A 21,234-nucleotide genomic window follows, 5' to 3' on the forward strand; every position below is an offset into this window, starting at 1 on the left:
ATTGGACACTTTGTCTGGCAGTCTGATATAGCCTAAGCGCGGTATTGCACCGAGCTTAGGCTATCTTTTTTCACCCGCTTGATACCCAACATATCCAACTTGCCATCAACCTGGCTGACAAACAGTTGGAAATGCCTGGCTACACCAGGTTTATCCAGGGCTTCACTGCTAGCCCAACGCTCGAAGATATCCGGCTTTTCCAAATCATGGAGCGGATCGTTCTGTAGGTTACCCAACTTTTTGCGGCTTGGTTAAATAAGCTCGTATCTTGCATCGCTGACGACAGACGCAAACTCAGGTTTCTCTTGTCGCCTGGCAATAACGCGTACTTCCATTTCTTTCCCCCTATCCAGATGATAAAGACCAGGCTCCGGGCGCTTCAATCACCAGGATCATTAAAATCCCTACCACTAGGTGACCAATAGTCAATTGATTTGAACTTGGCTGCAACAAACAGATGCATCAAGGGCATTTTCCGCTTATCCTTACACCCCGGCGTGGATAACCCCATTATTCGCTTATACATAAACGTTTTCTGACCGCCGGAGCCAGCACCATGACTGCACAACCCCAAGCCCTGAAAATTCGCCGCCCTGATGACTGGCATATCCATCTGCGTGACGGCGAGATGCTGAAAATGGTAGTGCCCTATACCAGTCAGGTGTTTAGCCGGGCGGTAGTGATGCCGAACCTGGCTCCGCCAATCACCACTGTGGACGCCGCTCGCGCCTACCGTCAGCGCATTCTGGCCGCCGTGCCGCAGGGCGACATCTTCACCCCGCTGATGACCTGCTACCTGACCAACTCTCTCTCCGCTAACGAACTCGTTAACGGATTTGAACAAGGTGTGTTTACCGCCGCCAAACTGTATCCAGCAAACGCCACCACCAACTCCAGCCACGGCGTGAGCGATGTAAAAGGCATTTATTCACTGTTTGAGAAAATGCAAAAAATCGGCATGCCGCTGCTGATCCACGGAGAAGTCACCGATGTCGCTGTCGATATCTTTGACCGCGAGGCGCGCTTTATTGAACAAGTGATGGAGCCAATCCGCCTACAGTTCCCCGAACTAAAAATCGTCTTCGAGCACATCACCACCAATGAAGCGGTTCAATATGTGCAGGAAGGCGATCGATTCCTTGGTGCCACTATCACACCGCAACATCTGATGTTCAATCGCAACCATATGTTGGTTGGAGGCATTCGTCCGCATCTGTTTTGTCTGCCGATCCTCAAACGCAATATTCATCAGGCAGCGCTGTGTAAAGCGGCCACCAGCGGTTCAGATCGTTTTTTTCTCGGTACTGACTCAGCACCGCACACCAAACACCGCAAAGAATCCGACTGCGGTTGCGCAGGCGTGTTCAACGCCCCGAACGCGATATCGGCCTACGCCACTGTCTTTGAGCAACTAGACGCGTTGCAACACCTTGAAGCGTTCTGCTCACTGAACGGGCCGCGCTTCTATGGCCTACCGGTCAATGAAGATTTTATCGAGCTGCAACGCGTGCCGACCACTCAACCAGCAGAGATAGCTCTGGGCAACGAATCTGTCATACCTTTCCTTGCTGGCGAACCCCTGAACTGGTCGCTAAAGGGCTAATCTTTATTTAGCGTTATTATTGCTCCCACAGAGGAAAACTATATAAATAAACAGTAAAATACTTCAGGAGCAAATATGCGTGTTGAAGTCACTATAGATAAAACCAAGCCGCCGCCATCAGGAGCTATTGAGGCTCTGACCATCGAGCTGAGCAAGCGGGTGAACCGCCAATTTCCTGACGCCGTAATTCAGGTACGTTATGCCAGCGCTAACGGGCTTTCAGTGCTACGGGGGAGGAAAACCGATCGGGATCTGATCGAGGAAATACGCCAAGAAACGTGGGAAAGCGCGGACGAGTGGTTCAGCACAGAATAAATATTGCAATGCTGTTTTTACCTATGCTTGCCTAGTTCTCCAACTGTTTTGTTTTCGGCATCCCGCCACCCAACTCGTGTCCAACCATTATTAATCATTCAATTCACCGATAAAATTGGTGAATAAATATTTATTTTGCAAAATAGGTGGTGAAAAGCGCCAACAATGCAAGCAGATGCGTATACTGTAGTTGCTCTCATGATGATGAGCCGCATTGATCCTCGTTAGTCACTCAGGGTAGTTGCTACTTAATAAGGGGTCTTTATGGACAGAAACGATGAAGTAATTCAGACACACCCGCTTGTGGGTTGGGATATCAGTACTGTCGATATTTACGATGCCATGATGATACGCCTTCATTACCTGTCTTCACTAGACCAAACGCCCGAAGAAGCTCAAGTAGACAGAACGCTTTGGCTCACTACAGATGTCGCTCGTCAATTAATCAACATATTAGAAGCCGGTATCGCCAAGATTCAGTCTACAGAGTATCAAGCTCACGATATAAGCAAACATTGATTCACTGAGCCAAAACCTGGAGCGCCGTGACTATCTCGGCGCTTTTTTGCCTGAGTGCCGCACGACAGATGCATTGTCGTAGCCGACCTTTTATCATAATCCGCCAAGCGACATCTAAACAGAGAGAATAGGTACGTGGAATATGACTTAATTGTGATAGGCAGTGGTTCAGTAGGCGCAGCGATAGGCTACTATGCATCGCAAGCTGGCCTGAAAGTGCTGATTCGATAGCGCCATGCCCCCACACCGTCACGGCAGTCATTACGGCGATACCCATATCATCCGGCATGCCTACAGTGAAGGTGAGAAGTACGTGCCACGGGTATTGCATGCTCAAGCTTTATGGAATGCTTTGATCCAAAAAACCGCAGAAGCACTGTTCCAACCCTGTGGGGTGTTGGAGCCAGATGCCGGTTTGCTGCGTTCAGAACGGGCAGTAACTTGCTTGATTAAACTGACCAATGAAGCAGGCTGTCACCAACTGTTCAACTGCCCGGTTAGTGCAGTAGCACCTATTGACGGCGGGATCGAGGTAACAACCGGGAAGATTGTTTCCGAAGCCGCAAAGCCGTGGTTACAGCCGGAACTTGGGTTAAAGCCCTGTTGCCGCGTCAGAGCAGAGAAAATCCTTCAGCAGCTATACCAGCGACGGTCATGAAATCTTCAGTTTCCTGCGGCAGTTTTTACCGGGTGTAGGCGTATGTTTACAAGGTGAAGCTTGCAGTTATGATATGACCCCAGACGAAGACTTCATTATCGACACCCTACCGGGGTGCAAGGATCTGATGGTGATCACTGATCTAAGTGGTCACGGCTTTAAATTTTCCAGCGTGTTGGGCGAAGTGGCTACATTGTTTGCCCAAAATAAAACACCGTCGGTGGGCCTCTCCGCTTTTGTACTACAGCGATTTAACTGCCCCTCTCCAGCAGATCCCGTTTCGGCCATCCGGCTGCAGCGGGCAAATTTCTATCAGGTTAGGTTTATTAACTTGCTAATTCTTTTCATATCAAGTAAAAATTTAACAGTAGTATTATTATATCTGCCTGTTGAATTTCCGTATTGTTCCTCTCTCGTGTAAGCCCTATTTTGCAGGCGAAATGCCCTAGCGGCTTTAAGCACCATCAACAAGGAGGGCACCATGAAACTGCTTGCCGTGGACGCATGCTGCTTCACCCAAGTCGGTATCGCCAGCTATTATGCTGACAGTGGTTTCGCTTCGGTAAAGTGCTGCCACAGTATCGAGCAGGCCATGCCATTGCTGACCAACTTCCAAGCAAGTCACATCTTGGTGAACCTGACCAATTACTGCCGCTATAACAGAGATAATGCGCAGCTTCAGGCATTTAAGGCAGCCAGCCAATCAGCACTATCATTTATCTATCTAGATACGCCATACCCATACAACAAAACGCCAATGCGCATCGCCGATAAAGTGTTCCTATTCAACAAAAGTGTCCTGCCCGTCACTCTGCGTACCCTACGGGAAAACCCGTTCCCTCTGTTAGGTGATGATGGTCAACACTCACTGTTTAGTCCGCAGGAACTGATGGTGATGGAATATTGGATGGCAGAAATGCCTAACTACCGCATTGCCAGAAAACTGCAAATTGTAGTGGTCAACTAAAACTGGCCACCGCGTTAGAGTTTTTCCAGTATCGGTTTTCCGATTCGTTTGGTGGTAACCCACCGTTATATTCATGCGGCCTGAGCGCGCTGTAATACCCAACGATATAGTCCGTTATTGCGTGGGCTGCATCGCTGAAGTTTATGTAACCCGTCACCGGTACCCATTCGTTCTTCAGACTCCTGAAGAAGCGCTCCATTGGGCTATTATCCCAGCAGTTTCCACGCCGACTCATACTCTGTCTGATCCGATACCTCCACAGTGACTGCCGGAACTGTCTGCTTGTGTAATGGCTGCCCTGATCGCTGTGGAACATCACTCCGGCTGGTTTTCCCCGGGCCTCCCACGCCATCTCCAGCGCTTTGATGGTCAGCCTGCTGTCCGGTGAGAACGACATTGCCCAGCCCACCGGTTTTCTCGCGAACAGGTCGAGAACAACGGCGAGGTAGGCCCAGCGCCTGCCTGTCCAGATATAGGTCACATCGCCACACCACACCTGATTAGGCTCTGTCACTGCGAACTGCCGCTCAAGGTGATTCGGGATAGCGATGTGTTCAAGGCCACCGCATTTATACCGATGAGTGGGCTGTTGACAACTGACCAGCCCCAGCTCTTTCATGAGCCTGCCGGCGAGCCATCGTCCCATCCTGAAGCCCTTCATGGTTGCCATAGTTGCGATACTCCTTGCGCCAGCAGAGCCATGGCTGACGCTATGCAGTTCCAGTACCTGGCTGCGTAATACAGCTCGTCTGCCATCTGGTTTTTCAGGACGGTTTTTCCAGTATTTGTAGCTGCTGCGATGAACCCCGAACACGTGGCAGAGTGTGACCACCGGATAATGCGCTCTGAGTTTCCCGATTATCGAGAACTGTTCAGGGAGTCTGACATCAAGAGCGCGGTAGCCTTTTTTAATATTTCGTTTTCCATTTCAATACGTTGTATTTTTTTCCTCAGCTCACGTATTTCAATTTGTTCAGGAGTAATGGGAGAGGCTTTAGGTATTTTTCCCTGCCGCTCATCACGCAACTGCTTCACCCATCGCGTCATTGTGGAAAGGCCGACATCCATAGCACTGGCTGCATCTGCCACGGTGTAGTTCTGGTCAACGACCAGTTGAGCGGATTCGCGTTTGAACTCTGCACTGAAATTTCTTTTTTTCATTGAAGCACCTGTAATGTCCTGAGGTGAGCATATCACCTCTGTTCAGGTGGCCAAATTCAGTGTGCCACTACAAACCTTTGCTAGCGGGCTTTATATTAGCCCAGGGTTTGTATGTGTCATTTTTGCCCTGGGCAGTGCTCACCATCCTCACCTACTCCATGTACGCTGCGGTTATTGCGCGCAGTCGGTGTGTAAACTGGCTGCAACAATCTACGCTTACTGGGATAGGCTCTAAGTTAACTCACTCCAGTGCTATTAAGCAAAACCACTGACTCATACTCTAAAGTAGTCACCATAGTTAAATTTATTCTCGATTTCCTGCTCGCTGACGTTCGATGATTGTGCAAATATAACAAATAATGAGTAAGGTAAATAAGAACGATGCTTTGGAAAAACATCGCCGAAAATTGCGGTCAATTTCAGTGTTGATCCACGCGCTAGTGGCACTGATTGCGTACATTATGTTCGCTTTTGGTCTGTGGAGAGTAACGCAGGGCTATTACTATGCTTGGTATCATCAGGCACAGAAGAACCATAAAGGTATTGGCATACTGCTGACTCGTCACAGACGCGTTACGCGTATCAGTAGCAGCCTGATTCAACCAACGCTGTATGTAATGCCGTTTAGCATTCTGATCAACGGCTATCTTTTCTCCCCGCAGGTGGCTAGCCAATCAGCGTGTTCGGCTAGTTTTAGGTTCCCACCACCATCAGCAGCATGGCCGAGCATACTGGCATTACCGATACCCTTTACCTGGCCTGGGCCGTGATCGTGCTTTCGCTGCTGCACGAGCTGGCTACCAAGCTGATTGGTCAAGAGAATGATCCTTGGGACGGTTACTGTGCTGGCTTTGAAACCAGCGGCAAGATCAAGCTGAAAGACTTCGGCATCATCACCGATCTGGGCCCAACTGCACAGAACGTGGAATTGATTATTTCCGTTGAAGGTGTGCGCGAGAAGTCATAAAAAACGCGGCAATCGCCGCGCTCTTCATTTGGCCGACCCGGCTTTTTCTTGTGCTGGAAGGTGCATCGTGGTACGCAGTAGACCTTTCGCCTTATTAAAGATCTTTATGCCACTCCCACGCTTAGCGCGACGTTCGCGTTGCTCTTCACGCGGTAGCTCCAGCTCTTCGCGGCAGATCTCACTGCAACAGCCTTCAAACTTGGCGGTGCAACTTGGACACTGAATAAACAACAGGTGGCAACCCTGGTTTTTACAGTTGGTATGGGTATCGCATGGTATGCCACATTGGTGGCAATGGGCGATCACATCATCAGTGATCCGTTCGCCCATTCTCTCATCGAACACAAAGTTTTTGCCGACAAACTTCAGCGGTAGCCCTTGCTCTTTCGCCTTGCGCGCATATTCAATAATCCCGCCTTCTACATGGTAAACGTTTTCAAACCCGTTATGTCGCATGTAGGCGCTGGCTTTTTCACAGCGAATGCCGCCAGTACAGTACATGACAATGTTCTTGTCTTTGCTATCCTGTAACATCTCAACCGCCATCGGCAGTTGCTCACGGAAGGTATCTGAAGGCACCTCAATGGCATTTTCAAAGTGACCCACTTCATACTCATAGTGATTGCGCATATCGACAAACAGCGTATCTGGATCATCGATCATTTGGTTAACGCGATCGGCTTGCAGATATTCACCAACATTTTCCGGGTTAAAACTATCGTCATCAATGCCGTCAGCCACAATGCGCTCACGCACTTTCAGGCGCAACACCCAAAAGGATTTGCCGTCGTCTTCCAACGCGATATTTAGACGCACCTGATCCAGCGCCGGGTGTGAGGCAAACAGCACATCTTTGAAAGCAGCAAAATTGTTTTGTGGCACGCTAATTTGCGCGTTGATGCCCTCTTTTGCCACGTAAACGCGGCCGAACACCTTTAGCTTGTCGAACTGGATATAAAGGTTGTCACGAAACGCTTTGGGATCGTCGATAGCAAAGTATTGATAAAAAGAAACTGTGGTACGCGGCTCGGTTTCAGCCAGCATGCGCGCCTTTAGTTCCTCATTAGAAATTCGGTTATGTAACACTGGCATGGTGTACTTTCCTGTCTTTCGGGAGGTGACTGATTTACTGCACGGCGCAGATAATACTCGAAAATAACGCGCTGTGCAGCATCAGCCTAGGTGCCTGTGCGCTGGCCGAAACATTTGCACTCTACAGCAAGTTTGGTCAGGCCCTCTTCCTGACTCTAGGGTTGCATTCCTAAACAGCGGTTCTGATCCCTATTTCCCACTACAGCAGAAAATGATCGCGGTGCAGGAATTGCCAGAGCTTAATAGTAAAACGCCTATATTGCATGAAATCAGAAGTGCGGGTTCAGTTGCTGTTCGGCAACGGCTCATCACTAATCGCTAGTTCTGGATTGGCATAAACACTGTTCACAAAACAGTGTTGCTCTTCTGGATAGCTCGCGAGATGAAACTCAGCAATTCTGGGATATCCATCTTTGGTAGTACCACTTCAATAAAAGCTAACTGGCGACAATCTGCCACTTCAAGCAGTGCCTGCTGCAGTTGCTCCGGTTCAGTGACCTGCAGCGTCTGTACCGGATGTTCGTTGGCCAGCGCCTGTAATAATAGTGTCCAGTTCCACTGGGCAATATCGTTGTAACGCTGTTCAGAACCGCGGATTGCACGCTCAATGGTATACCCCTGGTTGTTCAACAAGAAGATCACTGGCTTCAGCCCATCTCGCAGCATCGATCCCAGTTCCTGCACGGTAAGCTGCGCCGCACCGTCGCCAATCAACAGCACCACGCGGCGGTTCGGCTCGGCAATCTGTGCGCCAAACGCCGCGGCCAAGGTATAGCCAATCGAGGCCCACAATGACTGGACGATAAATTTACAGCCTTGCGGCAAAGTCAGCGTAGCCGCGCCAAAGCAGGCGGTCCCCTGATCGGCAAATACAATATCACCCGGCCGCAGAAAATCCTGAATTTGCCGCCAAAAGATGCGCTGATTGAGTCTGCTGCCGTTGGCATTCGGTAGTGTTGGGCGACTAATCACCGGCAACCGCCACTGTTTTGCCAGCGATAGGCTTAGCTGGTGCAGCGCTTTAACCGCATCTTGCATCGGGATCTGACTGAACACCTGTTGCCCAACTCGCGCCTCGAATGGGTGGATAGTGATGCATTTCTCCATCGGCAGGTGGTGGCTGAAAACAGCAGTGATGATGTCAGTGAACAACACCCCGACGTTGATCACTACATCTGCATCTTCTATCCATCGTTTAACTTGCGGAAAGCTGGCTGCACCGAGGTAAGTGCCGGTAAAGCTGGCGTGAGTTTCGTCCACCACGCTTTTGCCATGCAGCAGGGTGGAATGAGGCATCTTAACTTCATTCATCCATTGATCCAGCACCACGTCAGCATTGAAGCGATCTACCAAAAAATCCGCCAGTACTGAGACCCGGCATGCTGACTGTAGTTTTTCACAAGCTGCCACGATAAATTCTTGCAGTGACATTTCAGACAGGTTGGCCTGACGCAACGTCATTGGTACTGGCCGTGAAACCAACGGCGTGTCTGCTACATCGCAGGGAAGCACCAGATACACAGGACGGCGCTCAAATAGTGCAGTGGTCAGCAGACGATCGATTTCTGCCTCAGCGTTGTAGGGGGTCAGGCAAGTCTGGGCGATGGTCACCTCTTTCGCCATGCGGGCAAAATGACCGAAATCACCATCTCCCAGCGAATGATGCAGTAAATAGCCGGCTTGCTGGGCGCGCAGTGTTGGCGCGCCAACCACGTGGATCACCGGCAGGTATTCAGCATAGCTACCGGCGATGCCGTTCACTGCACTCAGTTCACCCACGCCGAAGGTGGTTAGCAGCGCTGCCGCCGGTTTGCAGCGCGCATAACCATCGGCAGCATAGGCAGCATTAAGCTCGTTGGTACAGCCAACCCAAGTGATGTGTTGGTGATCGATAATGTGATCGAGAAACTGTAAATTATAATCACCCGGCACACCGAAGAAATGGCGAATACCAATTTGAGCCAGACGATCGAGGAGGTAATTTGAAACGGTATAGTTTTTATTCATGATAATAACCTACCTATAAATATGAATGGATACAGTGTCAAAAAAGAAAGGAATTACCGCTATATTTCCATGTCCAAAGTTGGCTAACAACAACCTGTTCATAATTCTGTGTCATTGCCCACATATTAAAGGTGAGCGTTTAGATAGTCACCGAACGATAATAAAATAGAAGTGTTATGCATTCTGAGTCATTCAAGTTAATATTCATTCAAAAATAATGGTGCCTGTCCTAACCTTTTAATTGCGACAAAGTCATTAAAATACTCCAATCAGGTCAGACACTGACAGGGAAAGATGGGGTTTTAATACTGCCACCCAAACAGTTAATGGATTCCAAATTCACCATTTAACCCGACCAAAAAATGCGTTAAAGCATTGAAAATAAATATAAAAATAACCACACTTAAAAGATCATTAAATCGCCCAATTTTCCTAATGAAAGCGGTCTGTTGGAACTGCTTTATCTGAGATTAATAGATGTACAAGAAAAATGGACAATGCCGAATCAGAGCTGAAATTTGACATAATCGCAATTGGTGATTTATTTTAAGGACCGTTTCGATAAAGCGAAGACATTCTAGTAATTTTAATGTAGCACAGACTTATCAACGCTCTTTGATGATATCGTAAAAAATCCTCACCTGCTTAAAAGCATCTCGCAGCATAAAACACACTGAAAATATTTCGGCGAAAGTTTCTTCTCGGTATTCTATACCCTTAATGACCTAAACATTACCCCGTTTTTATTTTTCTGGTAAAAAAGAGGAATGATTGGCTTAAAATAAAAGTGGGTACCGGGGAAGTGCTATCCCGTAAAGAATCAGTGATTATCCCCGATACGCTGGGGAATGTAGTATCTTGCCACGAAAAAATAGTTATGCTTATCATATTGAGGCCGCTAGATTACTGTCTTATCCTTGCTGCTTTGATTACCAGACTCTACTATGACTCTGTTATGATCGTTAAATGACTGCTTCCAAACTGAGAACACATGGCCCAAGTTCCCTCTTTCACTCGCTCTTTATTGCATCCACGTTACTGGCTTACCTGGTTCGGTATCGGTTTACTCTACCTACTAGTGCTACTGCCTTATCCGATTATCTATCAGCTCGGTACTTCGCTTGGGCGATTTTCGATGTACTTTCTGAAGCGTCGTGTCGCTATCGCCAAACGTAACCTGACGTTGTGCTTTCCGAAGATGCCTCAGGCTGAGCATGATGCGCTGGTGGTGAAAAACTTCGAATCTGTCGGTATGGGGCTGTTTGAAACCGGTATGGCCTGGTTTTGGCCAAACTGGCGCATTGAGCGCTGGTTCCAGATCAGCGGTCTGGAGCACATTCAAAAAGCACAAACTCACCATCAGGGCGTACTGCTGATTGGCCTGCACTTTCTGACGCTGGAATTAGGCGCTCGCATTTTCGGCATTCATAACCCAGGCATCGGCGTCTATCGGCCACATGACAATAAGCTGATGGATTGGCTGCAAACCTGGGGCCGCATGCGCTCCAATAAATCAATGTTGGATCGCAAAGACCTTAAAGGCATGATCCGCGCGCTGAAACAAGGCGATATCATTTGGTACGCGCCAGACCATGATTACGGCCCACGTAGCAGTGTGTTCGCCCCGCTATTCGCCGTGGAACAAGCCGCCACTACCACGGGTAGCTACCTGCTGGTACGCATGGGAAAACCGGCGATTATTCCCTTCACCCCGCGTCGGTTGCCTGGTGGCAAAGGTTATGAGCTAATTATTCAGCCGGAGGTAGCACACTTTCCGTTGAATAATGAATTCGAGGCAGCCGCCTTTATGAACAAGGTGGTAGAGAAAGAGATCCTGATGGCACCGGATCAATACATGTGGCTACACCGTCGCTTTAAAACACGCCCGGAAGGTGCGCCTTCGCTGTACTGATGCCACCCGGTGGCAACTTACTAAATGGGTCAATGGCCCGTTTACCCTATAAGCTGTGTCCCGCAATTGCACGTGAGCGCCGCTGGCGATCAATGACCAGACAGCTTAGTCATACTCCCTGTGCATCTCGCGTTTTCGTGCCAAATAAGGGTCAACTTTTTCTTTAAAAATGAGATATAGCGCTTGGAAAAATCCATCACAAAGCTATCAAATAGTTGATTTTTTAATAAAAAATGTAAATTCTTGGCTAAAATAACGCCATAACTCGCGTATTTTTCTCGATCCTTAGGCGCTGCGGCTTTGTCGGGTAATGTGCCTTGGGCAACCATCTTTCTTAAATACACATAAGCACCATCGCATCGGCTATAGCAACACGGCGTACTTTATTGGGAATAACATTATGCAATCCTCTGTTAATAAAAAAGAAAGCCGAACCTTCTTCGGTCATCCTTATCCGATTGGTTCGCTGTTTTTCACTGAAATGTGGGAACGGTTCTCGTTTTACGGTATTCGCCCATTGTTAATCTTGTTTATGGCGGCCACCGTTTATGACGGTGGCATGGGGCTGACGCGTACAAACGCCTCAGCGATCGTCGGCATCTTCGCTGGCAGCATGTATCTGGCTGCGCTGCCAGGCGGCTGGCTGGCGGATAACTGGCTTGGTCAGCAAAAAGCCGTGTGGTACGGCTCGATTCTGATCGCCCTCGGCCACCTGTCGATCGCCCTCTCCGCCATCATCGGCGACAGTTTGTTCTTCATCGGCCTGATGCTCATCGTGCTCGGTACCGGCCTGTTCAAGACCTGCATCTCAGTGATGGTCGGCACGCTATACAGCAAAAACGATACGCGCCGTGACGGCGGTTTCTCACTGTTCTACATGGGCATTAACATAGGTTCGTTTATCGCGCCGTTAATTTCCGGCTGGCTGATCACATCACACGGCTGGCATTGGGGCTTCGGTATCGGGGGTATCGGGATGCTAGTGGCGTTACTGATCTTCCGCGTATTCGCGGTGCCAGCGATGAAACGTTATGACAGCGAAGTGGGTCTGGATGCCACCTGGAACACTCCAGTAACCAAGAGACGCGGCGTGGGTGCCTGGCTGCTGACGTTGGTGGTTGGCGTGGCAGTCATTATCGCCCTGATCGCACAAGGCGTGATAGTGATTCATCCTGTGGCAGTCGCCAGCATCCTGGTGTACGTGATTGCCGCATCGGTCACCCTGTACTTTATCTGCCTATTCGTCTTTGCCGGCCTGAACAGAAAGGAACGCGCACGTTTGCTGGTGTGCTTTATCCTGCTGGTTTCCGCCGCTTTTTTCTGGTCAGCATTTGAGCAAAAACCGACGTCGTTCAATCTGTTTGCCAACGACTATACTCACCGCATGATCGGCGACGTCGAAATCCCAGCAGTGTGGTTCCAATCAATCAACGCCCTGTTCATTATCCTGCTGGCACCAGTCTTCAGTTGGGCATGGCCAGCACTGGTGCGTAACCAGGTGCACCTGAGCAGCATGACCAAATTTAGTATCGGCATTTTGTTTGCCGCTGCCGGCTTTGGCCTGATGATGCTGGCTGCCCAGCACGTGCTGGTCAACGGTGGTACGGGCGTGTCGCCGCTGTGGCTGGTTGGCAGTATTTTGATGCTGACGTTGGGTGAGCTGTGCCTAAGCCCCGTTGGCCTGGCCACCATGACCCTGCTGGCACCAGAAAGAATACGCGGCCAGATGATGGGGCTATGGTTCTGCGCCACCGCGCTGGGCAACCTGGCAGCCGGCCTGATCGGCGGCCATGTCAAGGCCGATCAATTGGACATGCTGCCAAGTCTGTTCGCCCGCTGTACCATCGCCTTGCTGATCTGTGCCGCCGTGCTGATGGTGCTAATCAAGCCAGTGCGTCGCATGCTGGAAAATACCCAGACCAAAAGCAGCGTTCTCCAGTAAAGCAGAATGCGGCAAAGAATCGTGGAATGCGCCCATGCGCATTCCACGTCAGAGAACCACAGAACCTGCGGTTAACGCTGGCTCAGCGGGTTATGGGGCAACTGCTGGTAGTGCTCACGCCAGGCAGCACCTTCTGGCTGCTGCCAGATGCGCTGATGCAGGCGCGACAGCGCCACCGGATCACTCAACAGTTCCAGGCGTTTATCCTTCACCAGTTTTTCCGGCCCCAGATCCAGCGCTTCATTCACCCGCGCTTCGCGGTTGCGTTCAATCGCCGCGCGTAAATGGTGACGCGCCGTTGCCAGCGAGGTGGACAGTGCATTGAAGGACGGGTTGACCACCGCGTGCATAAAACCGTTGGTCAGCGCACGACGGCGGTTAAGTTGCAAATATTGTTCAGTCGCCAGCAGTACGCACGGCGGTGAGTACTCTTCTGGTATCAGGAACAGCTTGGCACGCTTACTCTTCATGCCCAACGTCGCACGGCTCGACAGCACCGAGACAAATGGCGACAGGATCAGCGAGAACACGATCGGCGACAGCCACCACAGGAAGCGCAGATCCAGCTTCGCCATGCCACCGGCCCACACCAGGCCCAGCAGCATCTGCCCACCGTGGCGTTTGAACGCCTCGCCCCATGGCGTATCGTCGTCATCACGCTGCGGTGAATTCCACACCACTTCCCAACCAAGGAATGCGCTGACCACGAACAAGGTGTGGAACAGCATACGTACCGGTGCTAACAGTATCGAGAACAGCATTTCCAGCAGCATTGAGAGCAGCAGGCGGAAAGCGCCGCAGTACTGCTTCACACCTTTCACCCAAATCAATACCACACTGAGCAACTTCGGCAGGAACAACAACACCAGCGTGGTGGAGAACAGCGCAATGGCCAGTTCTGGATGCCACTGCGGCCAAACCGGAAACAACTGCCGTGGCTGAAGGAAATACGCCGGCTCTACCAGTTTATGCACCACCTGCAATGCGGTAGACAGCGCCAGGAACATAAACCACAACGGTGCCGACAAATAAGACATGACACCAGTCAGGAACACTGCACGGTGCACCGGGTGCATACCTTTCACCAGAAACAAGCGGAAATTCATCAAATTACCCTGACACCAACGACGATCGCGCTTCAACTCATCCAGCAGGTTAGGTGGCAATTCTTCATAGCTGCCCGGCAGATCGTAGGCGATCCAAACACCCCAGCCTGCACGGCGCATCAACGCGGCTTCGACGAAGTCATGCGACAAAATCGAGCCAGCGAAAGCCCCCTCACCAGGCAACGGTGCCAACGCACAGTGTTCGATAAACGGCTGCACGCGGATGATGGCGTTATGGCCCCAGTAGTGCGACTCGCCCAGTTGCCAAAAATGCAGCCCGGCGGTAAACAGTGGCCCGTACACCCGAGTGGCAAACTGCTGAATGCGTGCATACAGGGTATCCATGCCAGCGGCCTTCGGTGCCGATTGAATAATCCCGGCGTTCGGGTTGGCGTCCATCAGTCGCACCAAATCGGTAAGACACGTCCCGCTCATCACGCTATCGGCGTCCAGGATCACCATATAGCTGTATTCACCGCCCCAACGGCGGCAAAAGTCGTCGATATTGCCGCTTTTGCGCTTCACACGGCGGCGGCGGCGACGGTAAAAAATGCGGCCACCAACATCGTGGCACAGCTCCATCCAAGCTTTTTGCTCCGCCACGCAGGTATCTGGATCGTCGCTGTCGCTCAGCACATAGATATCGAAATGTTCCAGTTGGCCAGTGGCGGCAACTGACTCGTAGGTCGCACGCAAACCGGCGAATACGCGTTCGACGTCTTCGTTGCAGATAGGCATTATCAACGCGGTGCGATGCGCTGGATTAAGCGGCTCATCACCTTTGATGGTGGAGGAAATACTGTACTTATCTTTGCCGATCAGCAACTGCAGGAAGCCCATCAGCGCAGTCCAAAATCCGGCGGACACCCAACAGAACAAAATGGCAAACAGGATCAGGATACCGGCCTGTAACACGTATGGCAGCAGTTGCAGCACGGATGGCATCAGCTCTTGGTTCCACAGGGCAAGCGGATTGAGCAGCGCCCACCCCTGATACGGCAGAATGGTTTTCATGTACCAAGTGGCGATACCGGTTTGTAGCAGTATCAGCACCAGCAGCACATAGCGACGTATCGAACCCACCGATCGCCAGCGCTCCTCCGCCGTAGCTTCCTTTTTAGAGGCACGGCGGCGAGGCACTTTGCGGCCGCACAAAGCATGCCAAAAGCGTGCCAGCGGGTTGGTACACCAGGCTTCAGGAAACATGCTGGTGCGCTTGATTGGCGGCGTTGCCTTAAGCAGAAACCGCCCTTGCGGGTCGGTAGCGAAATCGTCATCAGTGACCGCATCTGGCCAGGCGCTTTTAATCCGCATCTTGACCGAAGCCAGCGCTACATCATCCGCCGACAGGCGGTTGACGCTAGTATCAAAGGCCCCCATCTGGCGATGCAGCGCCGCCAAATCCTGGGCTTCATCCGCCGCCAATTGGACGCTGAACGCCTTTGACCGTTCTTCGGTCAAAGGCATCGCCGCAAGATAATCTTTAACAGCTTGAGTCGACTTATTCATTGGCAGGTAACTGATAGCTCCAGGTTTCCGATAGGGTCTTATCACCATTGACCAGTGCAGCGCGCATTTCTACTGGCTTCTGGTTGTCTTTTACTTTCAGACGCAGCGTCAGACGCCAGCCTTTAGTCACAGGATTATAGCGGATGTTGTTCTCTACCATCTCACCGTTATCGTCGATGCTAACCTGGGAGGCAACCGACGCACTGGCGTCCAAACCTGTTAGCAGCGGGCCGACGAAGTCAACCAGGAACGCCACGCTGCCGTCAGGCTCGCGGATCAGGCTATACTGTTTCACTTCACCAGTGGAGCGCAGGGTCTGGCTGACATAGGCGATACCCTGTGACTGCAACTTGTCTTCATCGCGGGTGAAGCGCAAACGGTAGTTCAGTGCCAATGGCGTTTTAATGTCCGGAAATAGCTCTGGGGTCCAGAATGCGACGATGTTATCGTTGGTTTCATCTGCTATCGGGATCTCCACCAGTTCAACCTTACCCTTGCCCCAGTCACCACGCGGTTCGATCCAGGCACTTGGGCGCAGATCGTAACGATCGTCCAGATCTTGATAGTTCTCAAAGTGGCGGCCACGTTGCAACAGGCCGAAGCCTTTAAGACTTTCGACGGTGAAGGTGCTGACGGAGAGATGTTTTGGATTGTTTAGCGGACGCCAGATCCACTCACCGTTGCCAGCGTGGATCGACAAGCCATTGGAGTCATGCAGCGCTGGACGGTAATTTAACGTCGGCGATGGCTGGCTCGACCCAAACAAAAACATGCTGGTCAACGGTGCAATGCCCAGCTTGCCGACTTTATCGCGCAGGAACACTTTGGACTCGACATCCACTATCGTGTCGCGGCCAGGGTAGACCACAAAGCGGTAAGCACCAGTGGCACACGGTGAATCCAGTAGCGCATAGATCACTAGGCGCTTGTCGCCCGGCTTTGGGCGTTCAACCCAGAATTCACGAAAACGCGGGAACTCTTCACCAGACGGCAAAGCGGTATCAATCACCAAGCCACGCGCAGAAAGCCCGTACACCTGTCCTTTGCCCACCACACGGAAGTAACTTGCACCCAGCAGGCTCATAATTTCATCGTACTTGCCCGCACTGTTAATAGGGTAGAGGATTTTGAAACCGGCAAAGCCCAGATCCTTCAACGTTTCAGGATCGTGCTTACCTGAACCGAAACTGAAGTAGTTAGGGCTGTATTTGATTTCTTTTACACGGGTGGCGGTGACTTCATTGATCTTCACTGGGGTATCGAAGTACATCCCTTGATGATAAAATTCAAGCTTAAAAGGGGTTTTCAGTTTACTCCAATAAGCTTTATCGTAATTGAACTGGATCTGCTGATAGTCCGCAAATTTCATCTCACGGAACTGAGAAGGCAGGTTACTTTTCGGAGGCTGAAAGTCTCTCCCGGCCAGAGTCTGCGCCTGTTTGACCACATCATCAATGGAAAAGGCCCATGCCTGTGAAGCAAGCAGCGTGAGTAGCACAGTGGCACCTAACCAACGAACATTCACAGCGCGTGATTGCCTGGATAATAGATTAACTCGCACATCCCCTCCTAATTCGTGTGCTAAAAACAACAATCCATACTAGGGATTCTTCAGTTGTCCGACAACATGATAAATGGATGGTTCATGTTAGCGGTTATTTGATTAAGGTTTAGACAATTGACGAAATACCCGCGTAGCAAAACACGACACGCTATAAGAAATTAGAATCAGTATAGTAGATTTTCATATAACAACTTAACCCTTGACGATTTAATTGTGCGTGTTAATAATCATCCAATTAAATCACCCACGGTAACCTATGACTAACATGTAGCCACCAACGTGAGTTTTTTCTTGATTCAGTCCGAGCTTCTTTGATGTTGCTCGGTGTTCCGTTCCATCTCTCCTTGATCTATTCCAGCCATGTATGGTCAGTGAACAGCGCCACTCTATCCTTTTCTCTGACGACGCTGAATGATTTTATCCACGCCTTCCGCATGCAGGTATTTTTCGTAATATCCGGCTATTTTTCCTATATGCTCTACCAGCGCTACGAGCGTCATCAGTGGCTAAAGATAAGGCTTGCACGGGTGGCGATCCCGTTGCTAAGCGCGATCCCCTTAATAACCGTGCCGTAGTTTTATCTGCTGAAACATTTCACCAACAAGTTAAACGGCGGGGATGATTTCTCTCTCTATCAGAAAATAAATGTCACTGTTTTGGAGCTGGTTTCTCATCTATGGTTTTTATTAACGCTCTCACTGCTGACCGGTGCCTGTTTTTACTTGTTACAAAAAATCAAGGCACCAAAAAATCTCAATCGGGGGTGCTAATAAATAAAACGACTGGGCTAATAAAATCTCACTGCTCTTTCTTGTTTATGCCATGTCCTATGCAACCGGGCACCACCTTATTTTAATTTTCGCACCGCAATTATTGTCCAATGCTCTGTTCAACATCGTGGTGATGGAAATGATGTCCTATCTGCCGTTCTTCATCCTCGGCGCTTATGCGTTTAAGTTTACGTGTCTGAAGGCAATTTTTCTGCGCCGTTCTCGATGGGTGTTGCTGGTTTCATTGCTGCTGTTTGTCGCTTATATGCTAAACCAGCATCTATATGGCCCACAACAGCTAGATGTGATGATCAAGGCCCTATTGGGGGTTATGATGACTCATTTGGTGTTCTCTTTCGGGCACAGCTTATTAAATTACCGCTCTCCACGCATCTCTTATCTGGTTAACGCCTCGCTGTTTATATATCTGGTGCACCATCCGCTTACCATAATATATGGCGCGTTTGTGACGCCTGGTATCGGTAATAACTTGCTGGGATTCCTGCTGGGTCTGCTGTTTGTCTTCTCTTTATCTTTGGTATTATATGGACTGCATAAACGTATTCCTATACTGCGTTTCCTATTTTCCGGTAAACGGCAATAACGCCCTGAACCCTGCCAGTCATGATGGGTACTTGACAGCATCTCCGAGCCGGAAAGGAAACGGGTCGCTGAACCTTGGTTCTTTTCCTGCCTCACAGAAAGTAAGGAATATTAACAAATCGTAAATACACTGGACTGATAACTATAGATAAAAGAAAGAATTCTGTTGCTTCCTCGCCATTGCCCAACGTATCTTTATCAAATAAGAATAAAAGCCTGATTGTTTTATCAATCAGCCTTGGCGTTTTACCCACTAAACACGTTATCATTATCAGGAATCCGTGCTCACAAGCACCGCCCTTTCCCCCAGCCTCAGGAGAACATCATTTTGGATGCTAGCACCATTAACAGCCTGTTCGTCATCGGTGCCGTGCTGGTAGGCTCAAGTATTCTGCTGAGTTCATTTTCTTCTCGTCTCGGCATTCCCATCCTGGTGATATTCCTAGCGATCGGCATGTTGGCTGGCGTTGATGGCCCAGGCGGCATCGTCTTCAACAATTATCCGCTGGCCTATCTGGTCAGTAACCTGGCTCTGGCGGTGATCCTGCTTGACGGTGGCATGCGTACCCGCGTCAGTTCCTTTCGCGTTGCTCTGTGGCCAGCACTTTCCCTCGCCACCGTCGGTGTGGTGATCACAGCGGGGCTAACTGGGATAGCAGCCGCATGGCTGTTCGACCTCGATCTGCTGCAAGGACTGCTGATCGGTGCCATCATCGGTTCCACCGATGCCGCTGCGGTGTTCTCACTGCTGGGTGGCAAAGGTCTCAACGAACGCGTCAGCGCCACGTTGGAAATTGAATCCGGCAGCAATGATCCAATGGCGGTGTTTCTCACCATTACCCTGATCGCGATGATCGCCGCCGGTGAAACCACCCTTAGCTGGATGTTCCCGCTACACTTGATGCAGCAATTTAGTATGGGGATCATTTTTGGTCTCGGCGGCGGCTGGCTGCTGTTGACGCTGATCAACCATATCAAACTGGCCGAAGGTCTGTACCCACTATTGGCCGGTAGCGGCGGCATACTCATCTTCGCTCTGACCACGGCGCTGGACGGCAGTGGCATTCTGGCGGTTTATCTGTGCGGCCTGCTATTGGGTAACCGGCCGATCCGCAACCGCCATGGCATTGTACAAACCTTCGATGGCCTGGCCTGGCTGAGCCAAATCGGCATGTTTCTGGTGCTGGGATTGTTGCTCAATCCGCATGAACTGCTGCCAATCGCCATCCCCGCCCTGCTGCTGTCACTGTGGATGATCCTGTTCGCCCGCCCACTTTCGGTATTCATTGGCCTACTGCCGTTCCGCAGCTTTACTCTGCGCGAGCGTGGCTTTATCGCCTGGGTTGGTCTGCGCGGTGCCGTGCCGGTGATCCTGGCAGTGTTTCCAATGATGGCCGAGTTGCCGAATGCACAGTTGTTCTTCAACCTAGCCTTCTTTGTGGTGTTGGTCTCATTGCTACTGCAAGGCACCACGCTGTCATTCGCCGCCAGGAAAGCCAAAGTGATCGTGCCGCCTGCGCTGACACCGATCTCACGAGTGGGGCTAGACGTACATCCAGAAAATCAATGGGAACAGTTCGTCTATCAACTGTCGATGGAGAACTGGTGCGTTGGCGCTGCACTGCGCGAGTTGAAAATGCCGCCCAACACGCGCATCGCCGCGCTGTTCCGTGGCAAAGAACTGTTGCACCCAAGCGGCAGCACCCGGCTGCGTGAAAGAGATATCCTGTGCGTTATTGGCCATCAGCATGATTTGCCAGTACTCGGTAGGCTGTTCAGCCAAGCACCGGCCATCACCTTCGACGAGCGTTTCTTCGGCGATTTCATCTTGCAATCGGACGCCTGCCTGAGCGATATCTCGCAGGTTTATGGCCTGAACTTGCAGGATAACGTGAACGATCAGCAGACGCTTGGGCAGTTCATCATTCAGTTGATTGGTGGTGAGCCGGTGATCGGTGATCAGGTGGAATGGGAGGGACTGATCTGGACCATTGCCGAAATGGCAGGCAATCAGGTCAGCAAAATCGGCGTAAAAATTGTCAGCGAGTGAAGCCACTTTTTCTGTCGTACGGCAAGACCGGCCGCAACAGATTTATCCCGCAGATAGCACTTGTCGCACCTTAATCCAGCAATATATACCTTATATAATTCGAGTGACAGGAAAGCGGCAATGCAATGAAAAATCGGTCGGAAACCGATTTGAATAGCGCTGGCACTGGGGATCAATGAACCTCAGGCACTTAAGCTAGCGCCTAGACAACTTGAAGGAAGTATGGCGGGTATATTTGAAATCAGCTAACCCCAACGCTAATAAAGCACCTTCTACGTATCGCGCTGGTGGAACCATTGACGATCAAAGTATCTGGCATTGTTTCAGATGGTTGCCTTGAGGCCTGCGCCACAATAGAGAAGGTATAAACCCTGAGTGGGGCAAGGCAGTTTTATCCACCCTGCGCAAGCATAAACGCGATATCATCCACCTGTTTAATTTTTGTTTTTGCAACTCGTTGCAGCGCCGTATGGCACGGGCATTGGCAAT

At 50.5% G+C, this 21,234-nt stretch carries 14 protein-coding genes and 3 pseudogenes; 10 read left to right on the forward strand and 7 right to left on the reverse strand.

The features are described from left to right. Positions 1-32: 32 nt before the first annotated feature. Positions 33-236: a hypothetical protein gene (locus tag SYMBAF_RS06945; RefSeq protein ID WP_226020114.1), complete on the reverse strand. Its 204-nt coding sequence runs from the start codon at positions 234-236 to the stop codon at positions 33-35. A gap of 320 nt (positions 237-556) precedes the next feature. On the opposite strand from SYMBAF_RS06945, the gene pyrC reads away from it, so the two are divergent. From pyrC to SYMBAF_RS06970, 5 genes and pseudogenes are all read left to right on the forward strand, one after another. Then, a complete protein-coding gene (pyrC, locus tag SYMBAF_RS06950) occupies positions 557-1,603 on the forward strand; it encodes a dihydroorotase (protein WP_040265742.1) in 1,047 nt (348 codons plus the stop codon). Positions 1,604-1,678: 75 nt separating this feature from the next. Then, entirely contained in the window at positions 1,679-1,918 is a 240-nt protein-coding gene (gene dinI, locus SYMBAF_RS06955; protein ID WP_040265740.1) for a DNA damage-inducible protein I, read from the forward strand. Between the two features lie 264 nt (positions 1,919-2,182). After that, positions 2,183-2,437 carry a biofilm formation regulator BssS gene (gene bssS, locus SYMBAF_RS06960; RefSeq protein WP_040265739.1) on the forward strand — a complete coding sequence of 85 codons (255 nt, stop codon included), beginning with the start codon at positions 2,183-2,185 and terminating at the stop codon, positions 2,435-2,437. Positions 2,438-2,572: 135 nt separating this feature from the next. Next, positions 2,573-3,351, forward strand: a pseudogene (locus tag SYMBAF_RS06965) (FAD-dependent oxidoreductase); the annotation flags it as partial. A gap of 225 nt (positions 3,352-3,576) precedes the next feature. Then, complete coding sequence (locus SYMBAF_RS06970; protein WP_237162937.1) at positions 3,577-4,062, forward strand: LuxR family transcriptional regulator; 486 nt, start codon at positions 3,577-3,579, stop codon at positions 4,060-4,062. Here the strand turns inward: SYMBAF_RS06970 and SYMBAF_RS06975 are convergent. Then, positions 4,055-5,223 (reverse strand): IS3 family transposase gene (locus SYMBAF_RS06975; protein WP_152609001.1). Its coding sequence is split into 2 segments (ribosomal slippage): positions 4,055-4,974 and positions 4,974-5,223, totalling 1,170 coding nucleotides; the frame shifts between segments, so codons are not numbered across the junction. The genes SYMBAF_RS06970 and SYMBAF_RS06975 overlap by 8 nt on opposite strands. A gap of 793 nt (positions 5,224-6,016) precedes the next feature. Here SYMBAF_RS06975 and SYMBAF_RS06980 point away from each other — a divergent pair. After that, positions 6,017-6,190: pseudogene (locus SYMBAF_RS06980) on the forward strand (YceI family protein); the annotation flags it as partial. Positions 6,191-6,214: 24 nt separating this feature from the next. Here SYMBAF_RS06980 and trhO read toward each other — a convergent pair. Together trhO and SYMBAF_RS06990 are read right to left on the reverse strand one after the other, a co-directional pair. After that, the gene (trhO, locus tag SYMBAF_RS06985; RefSeq protein WP_040265736.1) at positions 6,215-7,282 is read right to left on the reverse strand and encodes an oxygen-dependent tRNA uridine(34) hydroxylase TrhO; all 1,068 of its coding nucleotides are present in this window, start codon (positions 7,280-7,282) and stop codon (positions 6,215-6,217) included. Positions 7,283-7,627: 345 nt separating this feature from the next. Beyond that, entirely contained in the window at positions 7,628-9,289 is a 1,662-nt protein-coding gene (locus SYMBAF_RS06990; protein ID WP_040265734.1) for an alpha-keto acid decarboxylase family protein, read from the reverse strand. A gap of 991 nt (positions 9,290-10,280) precedes the next feature. On the opposite strand from SYMBAF_RS06990, the gene SYMBAF_RS06995 reads away from it, so the two are divergent. Beyond that, positions 10,281-11,201 carry a Kdo(2)-lipid IV(A) acyltransferase gene (locus SYMBAF_RS06995; RefSeq protein ID WP_040265733.1) on the forward strand — a complete coding sequence of 307 codons (921 nt, stop codon included), beginning with the start codon at positions 10,281-10,283 and terminating at the stop codon, positions 11,199-11,201. Positions 11,202-11,290: 89 nt separating this feature from the next. Here the strand turns inward: SYMBAF_RS06995 and SYMBAF_RS07000 are convergent, their stop codons facing one another. Then, entirely contained in the window at positions 11,291-11,545 is a 255-nt protein-coding gene (locus SYMBAF_RS07000; protein ID WP_152609143.1) for a hypothetical protein, read from the reverse strand. Between the two features lie 56 nt (positions 11,546-11,601). Between SYMBAF_RS07000 and SYMBAF_RS07005 the strand changes: the two genes are divergently transcribed. Next, positions 11,602-13,143, forward strand: a complete 1,542-nt coding sequence (locus SYMBAF_RS07005; RefSeq protein WP_040265730.1) for a peptide MFS transporter — start codon at positions 11,602-11,604, stop codon at positions 13,141-13,143. A 71-nt stretch (positions 13,144-13,214) separates the two neighbouring features. Here SYMBAF_RS07005 and mdoH read toward each other — a convergent pair whose 3' ends face one another. Together mdoH and SYMBAF_RS07015 are read right to left on the reverse strand one after the other, a co-directional pair. Next, positions 13,215-15,758, reverse strand: a complete 2,544-nt coding sequence (gene mdoH, locus SYMBAF_RS07010; RefSeq protein ID WP_040265729.1) for a glucans biosynthesis glucosyltransferase MdoH — start codon at positions 15,756-15,758, stop codon at positions 13,215-13,217. Then, entirely contained in the window at positions 15,751-17,319 is a 1,569-nt protein-coding gene (locus tag SYMBAF_RS07015; protein WP_082026992.1) for a glucan biosynthesis protein G, read from the reverse strand. Before SYMBAF_RS07015 ends, mdoH begins: the two co-directional genes overlap by 8 nt. Positions 17,320-17,636: 317 nt before the next feature. Here SYMBAF_RS07015 and mdoC point away from each other — a divergent pair. After that, positions 17,637-18,696: pseudogene (gene mdoC, locus SYMBAF_RS07020) on the forward strand (glucans biosynthesis protein MdoC). Between the two features lie 327 nt (positions 18,697-19,023). Then, positions 19,024-20,745 carry a potassium/proton antiporter gene (locus tag SYMBAF_RS07025; RefSeq protein WP_040265725.1) on the forward strand — a complete coding sequence of 574 codons (1,722 nt, stop codon included), beginning with the start codon at positions 19,024-19,026 and terminating at the stop codon, positions 20,743-20,745. Positions 20,746-21,234: the final 489 nt, after the last annotated feature.

Origin of the sequence: Serratia symbiotica (genome assembly GCF_000821185.2) — a bacterium.
In the GTDB taxonomy this organism is placed as follows: Bacteria; Pseudomonadota; Gammaproteobacteria; order Enterobacterales; family Enterobacteriaceae; genus Serratia; species Serratia symbiotica.